The organism is Enterobacter cloacae complex sp. 372C4 (assembly GCF_050030615.1).
Lineage (GTDB): Bacteria > Pseudomonadota > Gammaproteobacteria > Enterobacterales > Enterobacteriaceae > Enterobacter > Enterobacter intestinihominis.
This window is the reverse complement of sequence record NZ_JBLGUQ010000001.1, coordinates 1,188,712-1,202,640: the sequence shown is the minus strand read 5'-3', so window position 1 is coordinate 1,202,640 and position 13,929 is coordinate 1,188,712. Positions and strand designations below refer to the sequence as shown.

The 13,929-nt window shown below is 59.4% G+C and carries 14 protein-coding genes; 4 read left to right on the top strand and 10 right to left on the bottom strand.

Features of this window, described 5'->3' with window-relative positions:
• Positions 1-7 precede the first annotated feature (7 nt).
• The 8 genes from ACQG11_RS05735 to plsY all read right to left on the bottom strand — a co-directional run bounded on the left by ACQG11_RS05735 (position 8) and on the right by plsY (position 6,170).
• The gene (locus ACQG11_RS05735; RefSeq protein WP_046620811.1) at positions 8-682 is read right to left on the bottom strand and encodes an urease accessory protein UreF; all 675 of its coding nucleotides are present in this window, start codon (positions 680-682) and stop codon (positions 8-10) included.
• Positions 682-1,221: a HupE/UreJ family protein gene (locus ACQG11_RS05730; RefSeq protein ID WP_193131720.1), complete on the bottom strand. Its 540-nt coding sequence runs from the start codon at positions 1,219-1,221 to the stop codon at positions 682-684. Before ACQG11_RS05730 ends, ACQG11_RS05735 begins: the two co-directional genes overlap by 1 nt.
• 9 nt (positions 1,222-1,230) lie before the next feature.
• Positions 1,231-1,695 (bottom strand): urease accessory protein UreE, encoded by a 465-nt coding sequence (gene ureE, locus ACQG11_RS05725; protein ID WP_045308003.1) that lies wholly within the window; start codon positions 1,693-1,695, stop codon positions 1,231-1,233.
• Positions 1,696-1,704: 9 nt separating this feature from the next.
• A complete protein-coding gene (ureC, locus tag ACQG11_RS05720) occupies positions 1,705-3,408 on the bottom strand; it encodes an urease subunit alpha (protein WP_023306978.1) in 1,704 nt (567 codons plus the stop codon).
• The gene (locus tag ACQG11_RS05715) at positions 3,401-3,715 is read right to left on the bottom strand and encodes an urease subunit beta (RefSeq protein WP_332954337.1); all 315 of its coding nucleotides are present in this window, start codon (positions 3,713-3,715) and stop codon (positions 3,401-3,403) included. Before ACQG11_RS05715 ends, ureC begins: the two co-directional genes overlap by 8 nt.
• A gap of 10 nt (positions 3,716-3,725) precedes the next feature.
• Positions 3,726-4,028, bottom strand: coding sequence for an urease subunit gamma (locus ACQG11_RS05710; protein WP_332954339.1), 303 nt, complete (start codon positions 4,026-4,028; stop codon positions 3,726-3,728).
• 10 nt (positions 4,029-4,038) lie between these two features.
• On the bottom strand, positions 4,039-4,866 hold the full coding sequence (locus ACQG11_RS05705; RefSeq protein WP_426728235.1) for an urease accessory protein UreD: 828 nt from the start codon (positions 4,864-4,866) through the stop codon (positions 4,039-4,041).
• A gap of 689 nt (positions 4,867-5,555) precedes the next feature.
• On the bottom strand, positions 5,556-6,170 hold the full coding sequence (gene plsY / locus ACQG11_RS05700) for a glycerol-3-phosphate 1-O-acyltransferase PlsY (protein WP_157506637.1): 615 nt from the start codon (positions 6,168-6,170) through the stop codon (positions 5,556-5,558).
• A 107-nt stretch (positions 6,171-6,277) separates the two neighbouring features.
• Here plsY and folB point away from each other — a divergent pair, with 107 nt between their 5' ends.
• Together folB and bacA are read left to right on the top strand one after the other, a co-directional pair.
• Positions 6,278-6,646 carry a bifunctional dihydroneopterin aldolase/7,8-dihydroneopterin epimerase gene (gene folB, locus ACQG11_RS05695; RefSeq protein WP_015571902.1) on the top strand — a complete coding sequence of 123 codons (369 nt, stop codon included), beginning with the start codon at positions 6,278-6,280 and terminating at the stop codon, positions 6,644-6,646.
• A 106-nt stretch (positions 6,647-6,752) separates the two neighbouring features.
• Positions 6,753-7,574 (top strand): undecaprenyl-diphosphate phosphatase, encoded by an 822-nt coding sequence (bacA, locus tag ACQG11_RS05690; RefSeq protein WP_003862545.1) that lies wholly within the window; start codon positions 6,753-6,755, stop codon positions 7,572-7,574.
• A gap of 13 nt (positions 7,575-7,587) precedes the next feature.
• On the opposite strand, the gene ACQG11_RS05685 is transcribed toward bacA, so the two are convergent.
• Together ACQG11_RS05685 and ACQG11_RS05680 are read right to left on the bottom strand one after the other, a co-directional pair.
• Complete coding sequence (locus ACQG11_RS05685; protein WP_023298627.1) at positions 7,588-8,829, bottom strand: multifunctional CCA addition/repair protein; 1,242 nt, start codon at positions 8,827-8,829, stop codon at positions 7,588-7,590.
• 60 nt (positions 8,830-8,889) lie between these two features.
• On the bottom strand, positions 8,890-9,510 hold the full coding sequence (locus tag ACQG11_RS05680) for a TIGR04211 family SH3 domain-containing protein (protein WP_001303390.1): 621 nt from the start codon (positions 9,508-9,510) through the stop codon (positions 8,890-8,892).
• 237 nt (positions 9,511-9,747) lie between these two features.
• On the opposite strand from ACQG11_RS05680, the gene ACQG11_RS05675 reads away from it, so the two are divergent.
• A complete protein-coding gene (locus ACQG11_RS05675; protein WP_426728234.1) occupies positions 9,748-11,049 on the top strand; it encodes an inorganic triphosphatase in 1,302 nt (433 codons plus the stop codon).
• A gap of 21 nt (positions 11,050-11,070) precedes the next feature.
• Positions 11,071-13,926 (top strand): bifunctional [glutamate--ammonia ligase]-adenylyl-L-tyrosine phosphorylase/[glutamate--ammonia-ligase] adenylyltransferase, encoded by a 2,856-nt coding sequence (glnE, locus tag ACQG11_RS05670; RefSeq protein ID WP_045307997.1) that lies wholly within the window; start codon positions 11,071-11,073, stop codon positions 13,924-13,926.
• Positions 13,927-13,929 lie beyond the last annotated feature (3 nt).

The following is a 13,929-nucleotide window of genomic DNA, read 5'->3' as shown; positions in this document are numbered from 1 at the left end:
TGACTCCTCAGGAACGGAATAGTCGTGAATATTGGGTTTCGTGGCGCGCGGAGGCGATGGCGGACAGCGGCGTAGCTGCCCCCAGCGCGTCGTCGCCACGTAAAAATGCCTGTTCAAACCCAGCGGCAAAATGGTCGCTCAGGTCGATAATCAGCTGTTGTGCGGCCTGCTGCCCAAACGGCACCAGCTTGACGCCCGCCATCACCGCGCTCTCAATCCAGCTGTAGCCGAGGCTCAGCGCCAGCTCGCGCGCGCTAATGCCCCAGCGCACGCCGAGCCACGCCATACCGCCGAGCTGGCTCTGCATCAACAGCGGCAGCCATTCTGCCGGGCAGGCGGGTTCCCAGCTTTTAACCAGGCGCGTAAAGGCTGCGCCGCGGTTGCGTTCTTCCTCGCGCAGTTCGCGCGTTTCCCGACAGGCGAGCAGGTATGCCGTCCAGCGTTTTGCTGCCGCGACGTCCTGCTGCTCGCAGGCACAGTACAGGCGGATAAACAGCGGCAGGTCGACGCAGAAAAAGCTCTGCTCCATCTGCTGGATCTGCCAGCGCCTGAAAGCCTCAGCGTCCGTGATCCACCCGGCCTCGACAGCCCATTCCAGCCCCTGTGACCAGGTAAACGATCCGACCGGCAGGCTACTGCTGGAGAGCTGCATCAGGCGCAGCCGCTGGCGGGCGTGCTCCATCAGCTCATCAGCGCCAGCAGGGCAGAGACGATCAGCCCGCCGCCGAAGGTTTTACGCAGGCCGTCGTGACGGCGCAGCAGCAGCCCTGCCGCGAAGCTGGCGCACAGCACCGTGGCACTGGCTAACATAAATCCGCTGGTAAAGAGCCAGAAGCTGTGGCCGGACATCTCCACGCCGTGCGCCCAGCCGTGGAACATCGCCAGGGCTGGCACTGCCAGCAGCAGGCGATTTTCAGTCTTAAACATCATCACGCCGCAGACCGCCAGTGAGGCGATAATCAGCATCTCCATGCCGCTAAAGCCGCCGAGCAGGCTGCCCGCAATGGCGCCAGCCAGCATCATGCCGAGCGTTGCTAACGGCAGCAGCAGCTTGCGGCCGCTCAGGGCGGACAGCACGCCAGCCCCCGTCAGCATCAGCAGGTGATCCAGCCCGGTCAGCGGATGGAGAAAACCTGCCTGAAAGCTGTCGGTCCCGTGACCGGGATGGGCAAGCGCCGGAACGGAAAAGGCCAGCAGAAACAGCGGTAAATACTTACGCATGATGAGTCCTTAATGTGAATGAGCGTGGGAGTGGCCATGACTGTGGGCATCGCTGGTGTAAGCGCCCGCTTCTGGTTCAAAGGGCAGGCTGGCGAAGGTCACCTCCAGCCCGAACTGACGTAGCATGTCGTCGAGAACGTGATCGTGGTGGTAGCGCAGTTCGCCGGGCATGATTTGCAGCGGTACGTGGCGGTTGCCCAGGTGATAACAGGCGCGGGCGAGCAGGAACGGGTCGGCGCAGCGCACCACGGAAACCGACTCCGGGGCGGCGATCACTTCGATCACTTCGCTGCCGTCGTCGGTAGTCAGCAGGTCGCCCCCGCGCAGCAGCAGGCCGCGCGGCAGCATTAGCCCGGCTTCGCGGCCGTCGTTCAGCGCCACGCGGGCGCGGCTTTTTACCCGCACGTCAATCGGCAGCGTAACGCTGGCGGTGACGGGGTGCGCGTGGTCCAGGCGTTGGGTTAAATAAATCATCATCACTCCTCAAAACAGAAAATAGCGTTGCGCCATCGGCAAAACTTCTGCCGGTTCGCTGGTGATCAATTCGCCGTCGACGCGAACCTCATAGGTTTGCGAGTCAACGGTGATATTCGGCTGTAAATCGTTGTGGATCATGTCGGCCTTTTTCACCGTCCGGCAGCCTTTCACCACCGCGGTGGCGCTTTGCAATCCGAGCCGCTGCGGAATGCCGCTGGCATCAGCGGCCTGCGAGACAAACGTCAGTCGCGTGGCGTGGCGTGCGGCACCAAGTGCACCAAACATCGGGCGGTAATGCACCGGCTGCGGCGTAGGGATCGAGGCGTTGATGTCGCCCATCGGCGCGCAGGCGATCATCCCGCCTTTGACGATGGTGGCGGGTTTGACGCCAAAGAAAGCGGGGGACCAGACCACCAGATCCGCCAGCTTGCCCGCCTCAATAGAACCGACCTCATGGGCGATGCCGTGGGTAAGAGCCGGATTAATGGTGTATTTGGCGACATAGCGCTTCACGCGGAAGTTGTCGTTCTCGCCTGTCTCTTCCGGCAGTGCGCCGCGCTGCACCTTCATGCGGTGCGCCACCTGCCAGGTGCGGATAATCACTTCCCCCACGCGGCCCATGGCCTGTGAATCTGACGAGGTGAGCGAGAACGCGCCGATATCGTGCAGCACGTCTTCGGCGGCGATGGTTTCCCGACGAATACGGGATTCCGCAAACGCCACGTCCTCGGCGATATCCGGGTCGAGATGATGACAGACCATCAGCATGTCCAGGTGCTCGTCGATGGTATTCACCGTGTAGGGCAGCGTCGGGTTGGTGGAGGAGGGCAAAATATTCGGGTGCGCGCAGGCGGTGATGATATCCGGCGCATGGCCGCCGCCCGCCCCTTCGGTGTGGAAGGTGTGGATGGTGCGCCCGGCGATGGCAGCCAGCGTGTCTTCGACAAAACCGGACTCGTTCAGCGTGTCGCTGTGCAGCGCCACCTGAATATCCATCTCTTCAGCGACCTCCAGCGAGCAGTTGATTGCCGCAGGCGTCGCGCCCCAGTCTTCGTGGATCTTAAGCCCGATAGCGCCAGCCGCGATCTGCTCGCGCAGCGCGTCCGGGTTTGAACCGTTCCCTTTGCCCAGCAGGCCAATATTCACCGGCAGCGTATCGGCGGCCTGCAGCATGCGGGCGATATACCACGGCCCCGGCGTGCAGGTGGTGGCGTTTGTACCTGCCGCAGGGCCGGTGCCGCCGCCGATCATGGTGGTGACGCCAGAGACCAGCGCCTCTTCCGCCTGCTGCGGACAGATCCAGTGGATGTGGGTGTCGATCCCGCCAGGGGTGACGATCTTCCCTTCGGCGGCGATCACTTCCGTTGCCGCGCCAATCGGGATCGTCACGCCGGGCTGAATGTCCGGGTTTCCGGCTTTGCCGACGGCGAAGATCCGCCCATCTTTTATGCCGATATCCGCTTTCACAATCCCCCAGTGATCGACAATCAGCGCGTTGGTGAGCACCAGATCCACGCAGTCGTCGGCGGTCATCTGCCCCTGTCCCATGCCGTCGCGGATCACTTTTCCGCCGCCGAATTTAACCTCTTCGCCGTAGATCGTGAGATCGTCTTCCACTTCGATCCACAGCTCGCTGTCGGCCAGCCGCACTTTATCCCCGGTAGTGGGGCCGAACATATCGGCATACGCCTGGCGTGAAATCTCAGCCATGTTTCACCTCGCCCATGACCTCGCCGCGAAAACCAAAAATGCGCTGCGCGCCCGTCACCTGCACCAGCGTCACTTCCCGCTTCTGGCCGGGTTCGAAGCGCACGGCAGTGCCGGCCGGGATGTTGAGTCGGTAGCCTCGGGTGGCTTCGCGATCGAATTTCAACGCCGGGTTGACCTCGTAAAAGTGGTAATGCGAGCCGACCTGGATCGGCCTGTCGCCGTGGTTTTCCACGATCACACTTCGGGTTTCGCGCCCGACGTTGAGCGCAATGTTGCCGGACTGGATCTGGTATTCGCCTGGGATCATCACGCGCTCCTTACACGATCGGATTGTGGACGGTGACGAGCTTGGATCCGTCTGGGAAGGTGGCTTCCACCTGGATATCCGGGATCATCTCCGGCACGCCCTCCATCACCTGATCGCGCGTCAGGATGTGGCGGCCGGCTTCCATCAGCGAGGCGACGGTTTCGCCATCGCGCGCGCCTTCCATAATAAAGGCGCTGATCAGCGCGACCGATTCCGGGTAGTTGAGCTTTACCCCGCGCGCGAGGCGGCGTTCGGCAACCAGCGCGGCGGTGAACAGCAACAGCTTGTCTTTTTCTCTGGGAGTCAGTTCCATAGCGTTTCTCTTATGTCTGCCAGATACGCGGCGAACAGGCGGTTTTGGGGGTTAAAAGCGGGCGAAGCGACTGCCAGATATCGCGCATCACCCGCTGGCAAATGAGGTTGTCGTGGGAGAGAAAACGCACCGACAGCAGGTCGTCGGTGAGCGTCGCCCCGCCAAAGTTTTCCAGCGGGGCGAGCCGCTCGCGCACTGTATCAAGATGTGCTTCCCGGGCCGGGTAGAACAGCAGCGTGCCGACCCACGGATGGCCTGCGACGGGCGACAGATCGCCATCGTTAAGATGCAGTCGCTCAATCAAACGCGGCTCGCCATCCACCCACACCTCAAGGCGGCTCTCCAGCGTGCCGTGGCTGAAGGTTTCGTTTATCACCGGACGGCCCAGACAGTACAGCTCCCACGCCAGCAGCGTGCTGGTGGCCTTAAGATGGAAGACGGAACGCAGCGCGGCGTTAGCGCCGGGGAAAATTATGGTGTCCTGCGGCAGCCACTCCAGCGTGGCCTCTTCGTCGAGGTAAAATTGCTGATTCAGACAGGCCAGCGGGCCGCTGCTGCGATAGAACTTGCTGGCGCCGGGCATGGTGATGAGGGCATGGCTTTTGGCGTCGAGCCGCACGGAAATATCCAGCGTATCCCCGCCCACAATCCCGCCTGGCGGATGCAGCAGGTAAAGATGGCAGGTCTCGCCTTCAGGGTAAAACGGGCGCTGAACGGTGAGCGGCCCGGTGTGACGCGCGGAATGGAGGAGGGTTTTCTCAGGGGTATGACAAAACTGGAGGGCAAGCGTGGCCTGCCAGCCTTTGTATGAATTATCAGTGACCTGAGTTGCTAACATGGTGCTTCCACTTCCGCACTATCGGGATACGTTTCAGTATGCCCTGGCGGAAATGAAGGCTGTCATATGAGTCGCTTATGGATGGGGCCTGTATTTTGGGGCTGCGGTGGAAGGGTTCCGTTCACTATGGTTTTTCTGCTTTATAGGTATCCCGCTGCGGTGAACGTGTTAAGGGGGCCACCGCGGCCCCCTTAACAATCCCGGCTCCCGGCAAAGAAAATCGCCGCTGCGCGGTCCCTTCGGCTTATTCCCTCCGGCTATCGGGTCGGGCGCGATCCTACATCCATGTAGGTCACGCCCTCTTGGCGCATCCATGCGCCTCGCCCCGGCCTGCGGTCAACGCCTCAGCGATTTTCAGCCGGATCAGGCGTTTCCTCAACCTTCTCAGCAGCTTGAATGTGGCACGGGTGTTTAGTCCCCGCTGAAATCGGCGAACCGGAGACCGGATGACAAGGGCTGGACGCCAGGGATGGCGGCCAGAGGCGAATCGAGACAGGATGTCGAGTTGAGCCGACCGCAGGAAGCGGGTCGTGAGGTGAGCGCAGTGCGAAGCACCGATTTCGTCGCGGGGCCGCGGGGATTGATAAGGGGGCCGCGGTGGCCCCCTTATCACGTTCACGGGTTCCGGAATGTCATATTCTGTTGGTCATAAAGTGAACGGAACAATTCCACTAAAAGTAAATAAAACCTTACCGCGTCTCTCTCTTCTTCCGCTTTAACCGCGCCCAGATCTTCGTCTCCTGGCGACGCCACAGGCGCTGAATGTTGTCATGATGACGCAGCAGGATCAGGCACGAGAGCATCGATACCGGGAAGGTAAACTGCGGTTTGAACCACCAGACATAAAACGGAGCGATCAGCGCGCTGACGATGGCGCCCAGCGATGAATAGCCGCTCAGCAGGATGGTCAGCAGCCAGGTGCCCGCCATCACGCCAGTGAGATCCCAGCCGATCGGCGCAATCGCGCCAAACGCGGTTGCAACGCCTTTACCGCCTTTAAAACCAAAGAAAACGGGCCAGATATGGCCGACGCAGGCGGCGATAGCAATCAGCCCCAGCCAGAAGGGTGTGACGCCCAGCGCATACGCACCCCAGACGGGGAGCATTCCTTTCAGAACATCAAAAATCAAAACCGCTACGGCTGCTCCCTTGCCGCCAATTCGTAGTACATTGGTCGCCCCCGGATTCCCGGAACCACTTTCACGCGGGTCAGGCAACCCGGCGATGCGGCAGACCAGAATGGCGCTGGAGATTGAGCCGCAAAGGTAGGCGAGGATAATCATTCCAGGCGCGATTGCACTCATAACGCTGTTCCGTTTTGAAAATGTATCTGTATTCTCAGCATCTGTGGATAATACGCATAATTCGCCGGAAGTGGTATCCGGTTTAGCCAAAAAGCAGGCAGGTCGTGATGGATATTGTATTTATAGAGCAACTTTCGGTAATCACCACAATTGGTGTTTACGACTGGGAACAGACCATCGAGCAGAAACTGGTGTTCGATATCGAAATGGGCTGGGACAACCGCAAGTCAGCAAAAAGCGATGATGTGAATGACTGTCTGAGCTACGCCGACATCAGTGAAACGGTCATCGCCCATGTGGAAGGGCAACGTTTTGCGCTGGTAGAACGCGTGGCGGAAGAGGTAGCAGACCTGCTGCTGAGCAAATTTAACTCCCCATGGGTGCGCATTAAGCTAAGCAAGCCGGGAGCGGTGGCGCGCGCCGCCAATGTGGGCGTGATTATCGAGCGTGGCACAAATCTGAAAGGAAAGATTTAACGTCATAATTGCTAAACCATTTTAGGTTATATCGGTCTTAAAGCTGTATCTTTCACGGTTGTCCGCGTGGGACACCGTTTTTTTATATCTTTTTAGGGGTTTATAGATGAGCGATATGCACTCGCTGCTGGTGGCGGCAATTCTGGGTGTGGTCGAAGGATTGACGGAGTTTTTGCCGGTGTCCAGTACGGGCCATATGATTATCGTTGGCCATCTCCTGGGCTTTGAAGGCGATACCGCAAAGACGTTTGAGGTGGTTATTCAGCTGGGCTCTATCCTGGCGGTGGTCGTCATGTTCTGGCGTCGTCTGTTTGGTCTGATCGGCATCCACTTCGGGCGTTTACCGCAGCGTGAAGGAGAGGGCAAGGGGCGCCTGACGCTGATTCATATTCTGCTGGGGATGATCCCGGCGGTGGTGCTGGGGCTGGTGTTCCACGACACCATAAAATCGCTTTTCAACCCGATTAACGTGATGTACGCGCTGGTTGTCGGCGGCTTCCTGCTGATTGCCGCCGAAGTGCTGAAGCCAAAAACCCCGCGTGCAGAAGGTCTGGACGATATGACGTATCGCCAGGCGTTTATGATTGGCTGCTTCCAGTGTCTGGCGCTGTGGCCGGGCTTCTCCCGTTCAGGGGCAACCATTTCCGGCGGGATGCTGATGGGCGTGAGCCGTTACGCGGCGTCTGAGTTCTCGTTCCTGCTGGCGGTACCGATGATGATGGGCGCCACCGCACTGGATCTCTACAAAAGCATCGGCTTCCTGACCGTAGGCGACATTCCGATGTTCGCCGTGGGCTTTATCACCGCCTTTATCGTGGCGCTGATTGCCATCAAAACCTTCCTGCAACTGATTAAGCGTATCTCGTTTATTCCGTTCGCGATCTACCGCTTTATCGTCGCGGCTGCCGTGTACGTGGTCTTCTTCTGATGACCGACCGCCCTCAGTCTTTCGGCTGAGGGCAACGTTTTTCCTTCCACGCCGCGACCGCATCAATCCGCCGTTTCGTCAGCTCTTCGCGGATCTCCGGGCCTTTAAACCCTGCCTCCACCACCTCTTTCGTTGGCACCGCTTTTGCGATTTCCCACGCCTCGCGCAGCAAACGACCCTGCGGATAATCGGACGCTTCAAACCCGGTACGGCCGCGCACGTCCGCTTCGCTGGTCAGCGCAATTTGCTCCACGCGCTGCGGCTTGCGCCAGGCGTCGATGTTATCGAACAGCCTGACGATGGTGGCGGGTTTCAGGATCGGAAAGGTGTGGATCAGGTCGTGAAACTCGGCGACCAGTTTTGCCAGATCGCGAATGTCATTCGGCACGCGCAGGCGCTGGCAAAGCCCTTCAACCAGCTTTACGCCAGCCGGACCGTGCCCGTGGTGGCGTGGCCACAACTCCTTTGGCGTTAACCCCTTGCCGAGGTCATGGCAGAGGGTGGAAAAGCGCACGTCCACTTCAGGGCTGAGCATGGCGGCCATGCTCAGGGTCATCAGAGTGTGAATGCCGGTATCAATTTCCGGGTGCCATTTCGCCGGGGCGGGCACGCCAAACAGCGCGTCTATTTCCGGGAACAGCACTTTCAGCGCCCCGCAGTCGCGCAGAACCTGGAAAAAGACCTGTGGATTACGGGTAGTCAGGGCGTTTTCGGTCTCTTTCCAGACGCGTTCTGGCGTCAGGTGTTCCAGCTCGCCCGCGTCGGTCATGGCCGTCATCAGCGCCATCGTCTCGTCGGCGATACGGAAGCTCAGATGGGCATAACGGGCGGCAAAACGCGCCACGCGCAGTACGCGAAGCGGATCTTCAGAAAAGGCGGGGGAAATATGGCGTAAAAGACGATCGCGCAGATCGTTCTGGCCGCCGTAGGCGTCGATGATATGTCCGTTTTCGTCCTGCGCCAGGGCGTTAATGGTGAGATCGCGGCGCAGTAAGTCCTGCTCCAGCGTGACATCCGGCGCGGCATAGCAGGTGAAGCCGGTATAACCGGAACCCGATTTCCGTTCGGTACGCGCCAGGGCGTACTCTTCGCGGCTTTTCGGATGGAGGAACACAGGAAAATCGCGGCCTACCTGCTGGTAGCCCGCGTCAATCATCGCTTCGGGCGTGGCACCGACCACGACCCAATCTTTATCTTTGACCGGCAGACCTAATAACGCATCACGTACCGCACCACCGACCAGATAACTCTTCACGCCAACACTCCCGTTTTCTCTTTTCGCAAGATGATACGTAAGTGTGGCAGAGAAGACGAGTTAGTTCATCCAGCGGTCTTTACGTTTACGGCTTGGGATAAGGTGAGGAAGCACCAGACCCAGCACCAGACCGACGCCCAGTACGCCGCCGCCATACATAAACCACTGCATGATGATGGTGCGTTGTTTGTCATCCAGCTGTAGATTAGCGGCGTTTACTTTCTTCTGTGCGACGATCAGCTCATTTTTCAGCTTCTGATTTTCGTCTTTCAGGCCGGCGATCACGCTGTCGCTTTGCGCCACTTTCTGCTGCATCTCTGCGGTGCGCTGGTTCCAGGTACCGTCAATGTTGTTCAGCTTATCGGTCAGGGTTTTCACCTGATTTTCCAGATCCGGCACGCGGGTGCGCAGGCTTGGCACTGTGCTTAGCTCTTTCAGCGGGATCCATGAGGTGCGGCCAGAGCTGTCACGAACCTGACCGTAATTGGTGTCTGCGTTAGTTTGCAGCAGAGTCACTTCCTCGCCGGCATTTACCGTACCCACGAGGCGATAATTGTCTCCAGGGCCGCTGCGTACCCAGGTATTCAGTTCATCAGAAACGTAACGTTTCTCTTCAGCGTGGACCGCGGTTGCGGCGCTAAAAGCGAGTAAAGTAAGTCCAATCAGGCGTAATTTAAGCATATCAGTCGTTATTTTCATAAAAAGTGGAACGATAGTAGTGGTATCAGTGTCGCTACGCAAAGGATTCATCATCAATCGGAATCATCTGTGTCATGATTTCCACCGCTTTAAACTTTTACGCCCGTCAAATTGCTCATTGCGTGGCAATTTGGCGCAAAATACTATGTACTGACAAACAAATGGCGAGGAAGTTCGCCTTCATCGACGCGTCTGTGACGCACGCAAAAGTACAAGGCTATGGCACAAGAGATCGAATTAAAGTTTATCGTCGAAAAAGACAGCGCTGACGCGCTCCGCCAGCATCTGAATACGCTGTCCGGCGAGCACCATGAACCCGTACAGCTGCTCAACATCTATTACGAAACGCCGGACAACTGGCTGCGCAGCCACGATATGGGCCTGCGCATCCGTGGTGCGAACGGGCGCTACGAGATGACGATGAAAATCGCCGGTCGCGTGGTGGGCGGTTTGCACCAGCGTCCGGAATACAATATCGACATCAGTAAGCCAGAACTTGAGCTGGATCGTTTTCCGGCGGAAGTGTGGCCGGAAGGGACGCTGCCCGCAACGCTGTCGGCAGAGGCGCAACCGCTGTTCAGCACCGATTTCTGGCGCGAGAAATGGCTGGTGACGGAAGGCAAGAGCCGCATTGAGATTGCGTTTGATCGAGGTGAAATTAAGGCTGGTGAAGAGCAGGAGCCGATCTGCGAGCTGGAGCTTGAACTGCTGGAAGGCGACGCGAGCGACGTGCTGAAGCTGGCGCACAAGCTGGTGAACCAGCCTGGCCTGCGTCAGGGCAGCCTGAGTAAAGCGGCGCGCGGCTATCACCTGGCCGCCGGGAATGCGCCGCGCGTGCTGCGAGAAACCCCGATTCTGCGCGTTGTGCCGAAAGCCTCCGTTGAGCAGGGCATGGAAGCGGCGCTGGAGCTGGCGCTCTCTCAGTGGCAGTACCACGAGGAGCTGTGGGCGCGTAACGTGAAAAATGCCAAAAAACAGGTGCTCGCTGCTATGGGGCTGGTGCGTCATACCCTGGCGCTGTTCGGCGGTATTGTACCGCGTAAAGCCAGCGCTCACTTACGTGATCTGCTCACTCAAACCGAAACGCGGATGCTTTCTGACGTGTCGGCACAAACGGCGATCTACAGCCCGCAAAACGCCAGCGCGAAACTGGCGTTGACCGAATTTCTGGTGACGCGCGGCTGGCGCATTTTCCTCGATGCGAAAGGGCAGACTAAAATCGCGGAAAACTTCAAACGTTTTGCGGATATCCACCTCTCCCGTCACGCGGCCGAGCTGCGAACCACCTTCGCGCATCCGCTGGGCGACCAGTATGGCGATCAGCTTCCCCGCCTGGCGCGTAACATCGACAGCATGTTGCTGCTGTCAGGTGCGTATGAGGGCGTAAAGGCGCAAGCCTGGCTGGAGAACTGGCAGGGGCTTAAGCATGCCATCGAGACCCGTCAGCAGATTGAGATCGAGCATTTCCGCAACGAGGCCATTTCACAGGATCCGTACTGGCTGCACAGCGGAAAACGTTAATTCTGGCAAGGAACCCCTGATATGCCGCTTTCTTCGCAGTTACAGCAGCACTGGCAGACCGTTTGTGAACGCCTGCCTGAGTCGTTACCCGCGTCATCGTTAAGCGAGCAGGCGAAAAGCGTGCTCACGTTCAGTGATTTTGTGCAGGAGAGCGTCAGCGCTAACCCGGACTGGCTGGCAGCGCTGGAAAGCGCGCCGCCGCAGGCTGACGAGTGGCGGCATTATGCTGGCTGGCTGCAAACCGCGCTGGCAGAGGTGGCAGATGAACCCACGCTGATGCGCGTTCTGCGTCAGTTCCGCCGCCGGGTGATGGTACGCATTGCCTGGGCGCAGGCGCTGGAGCTGGTGAGTGAAGAGAGCACCTTGCAGCAGTTGAGCGAGCTGGCGCAGACGCTGATCGTCGCCGCGCGGGACTGGCTCTACGCCGCCTGCTGTAAAGAGTGGGGCACGCCGTGCAGCGAAGACGGGGTTCCGCAACCGCTGTTGATACTGGGGATGGGCAAGCTGGGCGGCTGCGAGCTCAATTTTTCCTCAGACATCGACCTGATTTTTGCCTGGCCGGAGAACGGCACCACGCGCGGCGGTCGTCGCGAGCTGGACAACGCCCAGTTCTTTACCCGCCTCGGCCAGCGGCTGATTAAGGCGCTGGATCAGCCCACCCAGGATGGTTTTGTCTACCGCGTGGACATGCGTCTGCGTCCGTTTGGCGACAGCGGGCCACTGGTGCTGAGCTTTGCTGCGCTGGAAGATTATTACCAGGAGCAGGGGCGCGACTGGGAGCGTTACGCGATGGTCAAAGCGCGGATCATGGGCGACAGCGACGATGCCTACGCCAACGAGCTGCGCGCCATGCTGCGCCCGTTTGTGTTCCGCCGCTACATTGACTTCAGCGTGATCCAGTCCCTGCGAAATATGAAAGGGATGATTGCCCGCGAGGTGCGTCGCCGTGGCCTGAAGGACAACATCAAGCTCGGCGCGGGCGGTATTCGTGAGATCGAATTTATCGTCCAGGTCTTCCAGCTGATACGCGGCGGGCGTGAACCTTCTCTGCAATCCCGCTCGCTGCTGCCGACGCTGAGCGCTATCGAGCAGCTGCATCTGCTGCCGGAAGGCGATGCGCAAACGCTGCGTGACGCTTATCTCTTCCTGCGTCGTCTGGAAAATTTGCTGCAAAGTATCAACGACGAACAGACCCAGACGTTACCGGGCGATGAGCTGAACCGGGCGCGTCTGGCCTGGGGGATGCGGGTGGATGACTGGGCGGCGCTGACGGAACGGCTGGAAGCGCATATGGCGGGCGTGCGCCGCATCTTTAACGATCTGATCGGCGACGACGAAAGTGAATCGCAGGACGATGCGCTCTCCGAGCACTGGCGCGAACTGTGGCAGGACGCGCTTCAGGAAGATGACACCACGCCGGTGCTGGCGCACTTAAGCGACGATGCCCGCCATCGCGTGGTGGCGTTGATTGCTGATTTCCGTCTCGAACTGAACAAACGCGCCATTGGCCCGCGCGGTCGTCAGGTGCTGGATCATCTGATGCCGCATCTGCTGAGCGATGTCTGCTCCCGCGAGGATGCGCCGGTGCCGCTGTCGCGCATGATGCCGCTCCTGAGCGGGATCGTCACGCGTACCACCTACCTTGAACTGTTAAGTGAGTTTCCCGGCGCGCTGAAGCATCTGATTTCCCTTTGCGCCGCCTCCCCGATGGTGGCGAACAAGCTGGCGCGTTATCCGCTGCTGCTCGACGAACTGCTCGACCCGAATACGCTCTATCAGCCGACGGCGACGGATGCTTACCGCGACGAGCTGCGTCAGTATCTGCTGCGCGTGCCGGAAGAGGACGAAGAGCAACAGCTTGAGGCGCTGCGTCAGTTTAAGCAGGCACAGATGTTGCGCGTGGCGGCGGCAGATATCGCCGGTACCCTGCCGGTAATGAAAGTGAGCGATCACTTAACCTGGCTGGCGGAAGCGATCATCGACGCGGTAGTCCACCAGGCGTGGGTGCAAATGGTAGCCCGCTACGGGCAGCCGAAGCACCTTGCTGACCGTGAAGGCCGCGGTTTTGCGGTGGTGGGTTACGGCAAGCTGGGCGGCTGGGAGCTGGGCTACAGCTCCGATCTGGATCTGATTTTCCTCCACGACTGTCCGGTTGACGTGATGACCGACGGCGAGCGCGAAATCGACGGGCGGCAGTTCTACCTGCGCCTGGCCCAGCGCATCATGCACCTGTTCAGCACTCGCACCTCATCCGGCATTCTGTATGAAGTGGATGCGCGTCTGCGCCCGTCCGGCGCGGCAGGCATGCTGGTTACCTCCACGGAGGCTTTTGCCGACTATCAGAAGAACGAAGCCTGGACGTGGGAGCATCAGGCGCTGGTGCGCGCCCGCGTGGTGTACGGCGATCCGCAGCTCAAAACGCAGTTCGATGCGATCCGCAAGGCGGTCATGACGACCCCGCGCGAAGGCTGTACGCTGCAAACCGAAGTGCGGGAAATGCGTGAGAAAATGCGCGCGCACCTTGGCAACAAACATCGCGATCGCTTTGATATCAAAGCTGATGAGGGCGGGATTACCGATATTGAGTTTATCACTCAGTATCTGGTGCTGTTGCACGCGCACGATAAGCCGAAGCTGACCCGCTGGTCGGATAACGTGCGCATACTGGAACTGCTGGCGCAGAACGACATTATGGATGAGCAGGAGGCGCAGGCATTAACCCGCGCCTACACCACGCTGCGTGACGAGCTGCACCATCTGGCCTTACAGGAACAGCCGGGCCATGTGGCGCTGGACGGTTTCACCGATGAACGCGCGCAGGTGACCGCAAGCTGGCAGAAGTGGCTGGTGGAACCGTGCGTAACAAAACAAGTGTGATAT

Coding starts and splice junctions, on each gene's coding strand:
- ACQG11_RS05735 (WP_046620811.1), bottom strand. CDS start 682: ATGGAGCACGCCCGCCAGCGGCTGCGCCTGATGCAGCTCTCCAGCAGT.
- ACQG11_RS05730 (WP_193131720.1), bottom strand. CDS start 1,221: ATGCGTAAGTATTTACCGCTGTTTCTGCTGGCCTTTTCCGTTCCGGCG.
- ureE (WP_045308003.1), bottom strand. CDS start 1,695: ATGATTTATTTAACCCAACGCCTGGACCACGCGCACCCCGTCACCGCC.
- ureC (WP_023306978.1), bottom strand. CDS start 3,408: ATGGCTGAGATTTCACGCCAGGCGTATGCCGATATGTTCGGCCCCACT.
- ACQG11_RS05715 (WP_332954337.1), bottom strand. CDS start 3,715: ATGATCCCAGGCGAATACCAGATCCAGTCCGGCAACATTGCGCTCAAC.
- ACQG11_RS05710 (WP_332954339.1), bottom strand. CDS start 4,028: ATGGAACTGACTCCCAGAGAAAAAGACAAGCTGTTGCTGTTCACCGCC.
- ACQG11_RS05705 (WP_426728235.1), bottom strand. CDS start 4,866: ATGTTAGCAACTCAGGTCACTGATAATTCATACAAAGGCTGGCAGGCC.
- plsY (WP_157506637.1), bottom strand. CDS start 6,170: ATGAGTGCAATCGCGCCTGGAATGATTATCCTCGCCTACCTTTGCGGC.
- folB (WP_015571902.1), top strand. CDS start 6,278: ATGGATATTGTATTTATAGAGCAACTTTCGGTAATCACCACAATTGGT.
- bacA (WP_003862545.1), top strand. CDS start 6,753: ATGAGCGATATGCACTCGCTGCTGGTGGCGGCAATTCTGGGTGTGGTC.
- ACQG11_RS05680 (WP_001303390.1), bottom strand. CDS start 9,510: ATGCTTAAATTACGCCTGATTGGACTTACTTTACTCGCTTTTAGCGCC.
- ACQG11_RS05675 (WP_426728234.1), top strand. CDS start 9,748: ATGGCACAAGAGATCGAATTAAAGTTTATCGTCGAAAAAGACAGCGCT.
- glnE (WP_045307997.1), top strand. CDS start 11,071: ATGCCGCTTTCTTCGCAGTTACAGCAGCACTGGCAGACCGTTTGTGAA.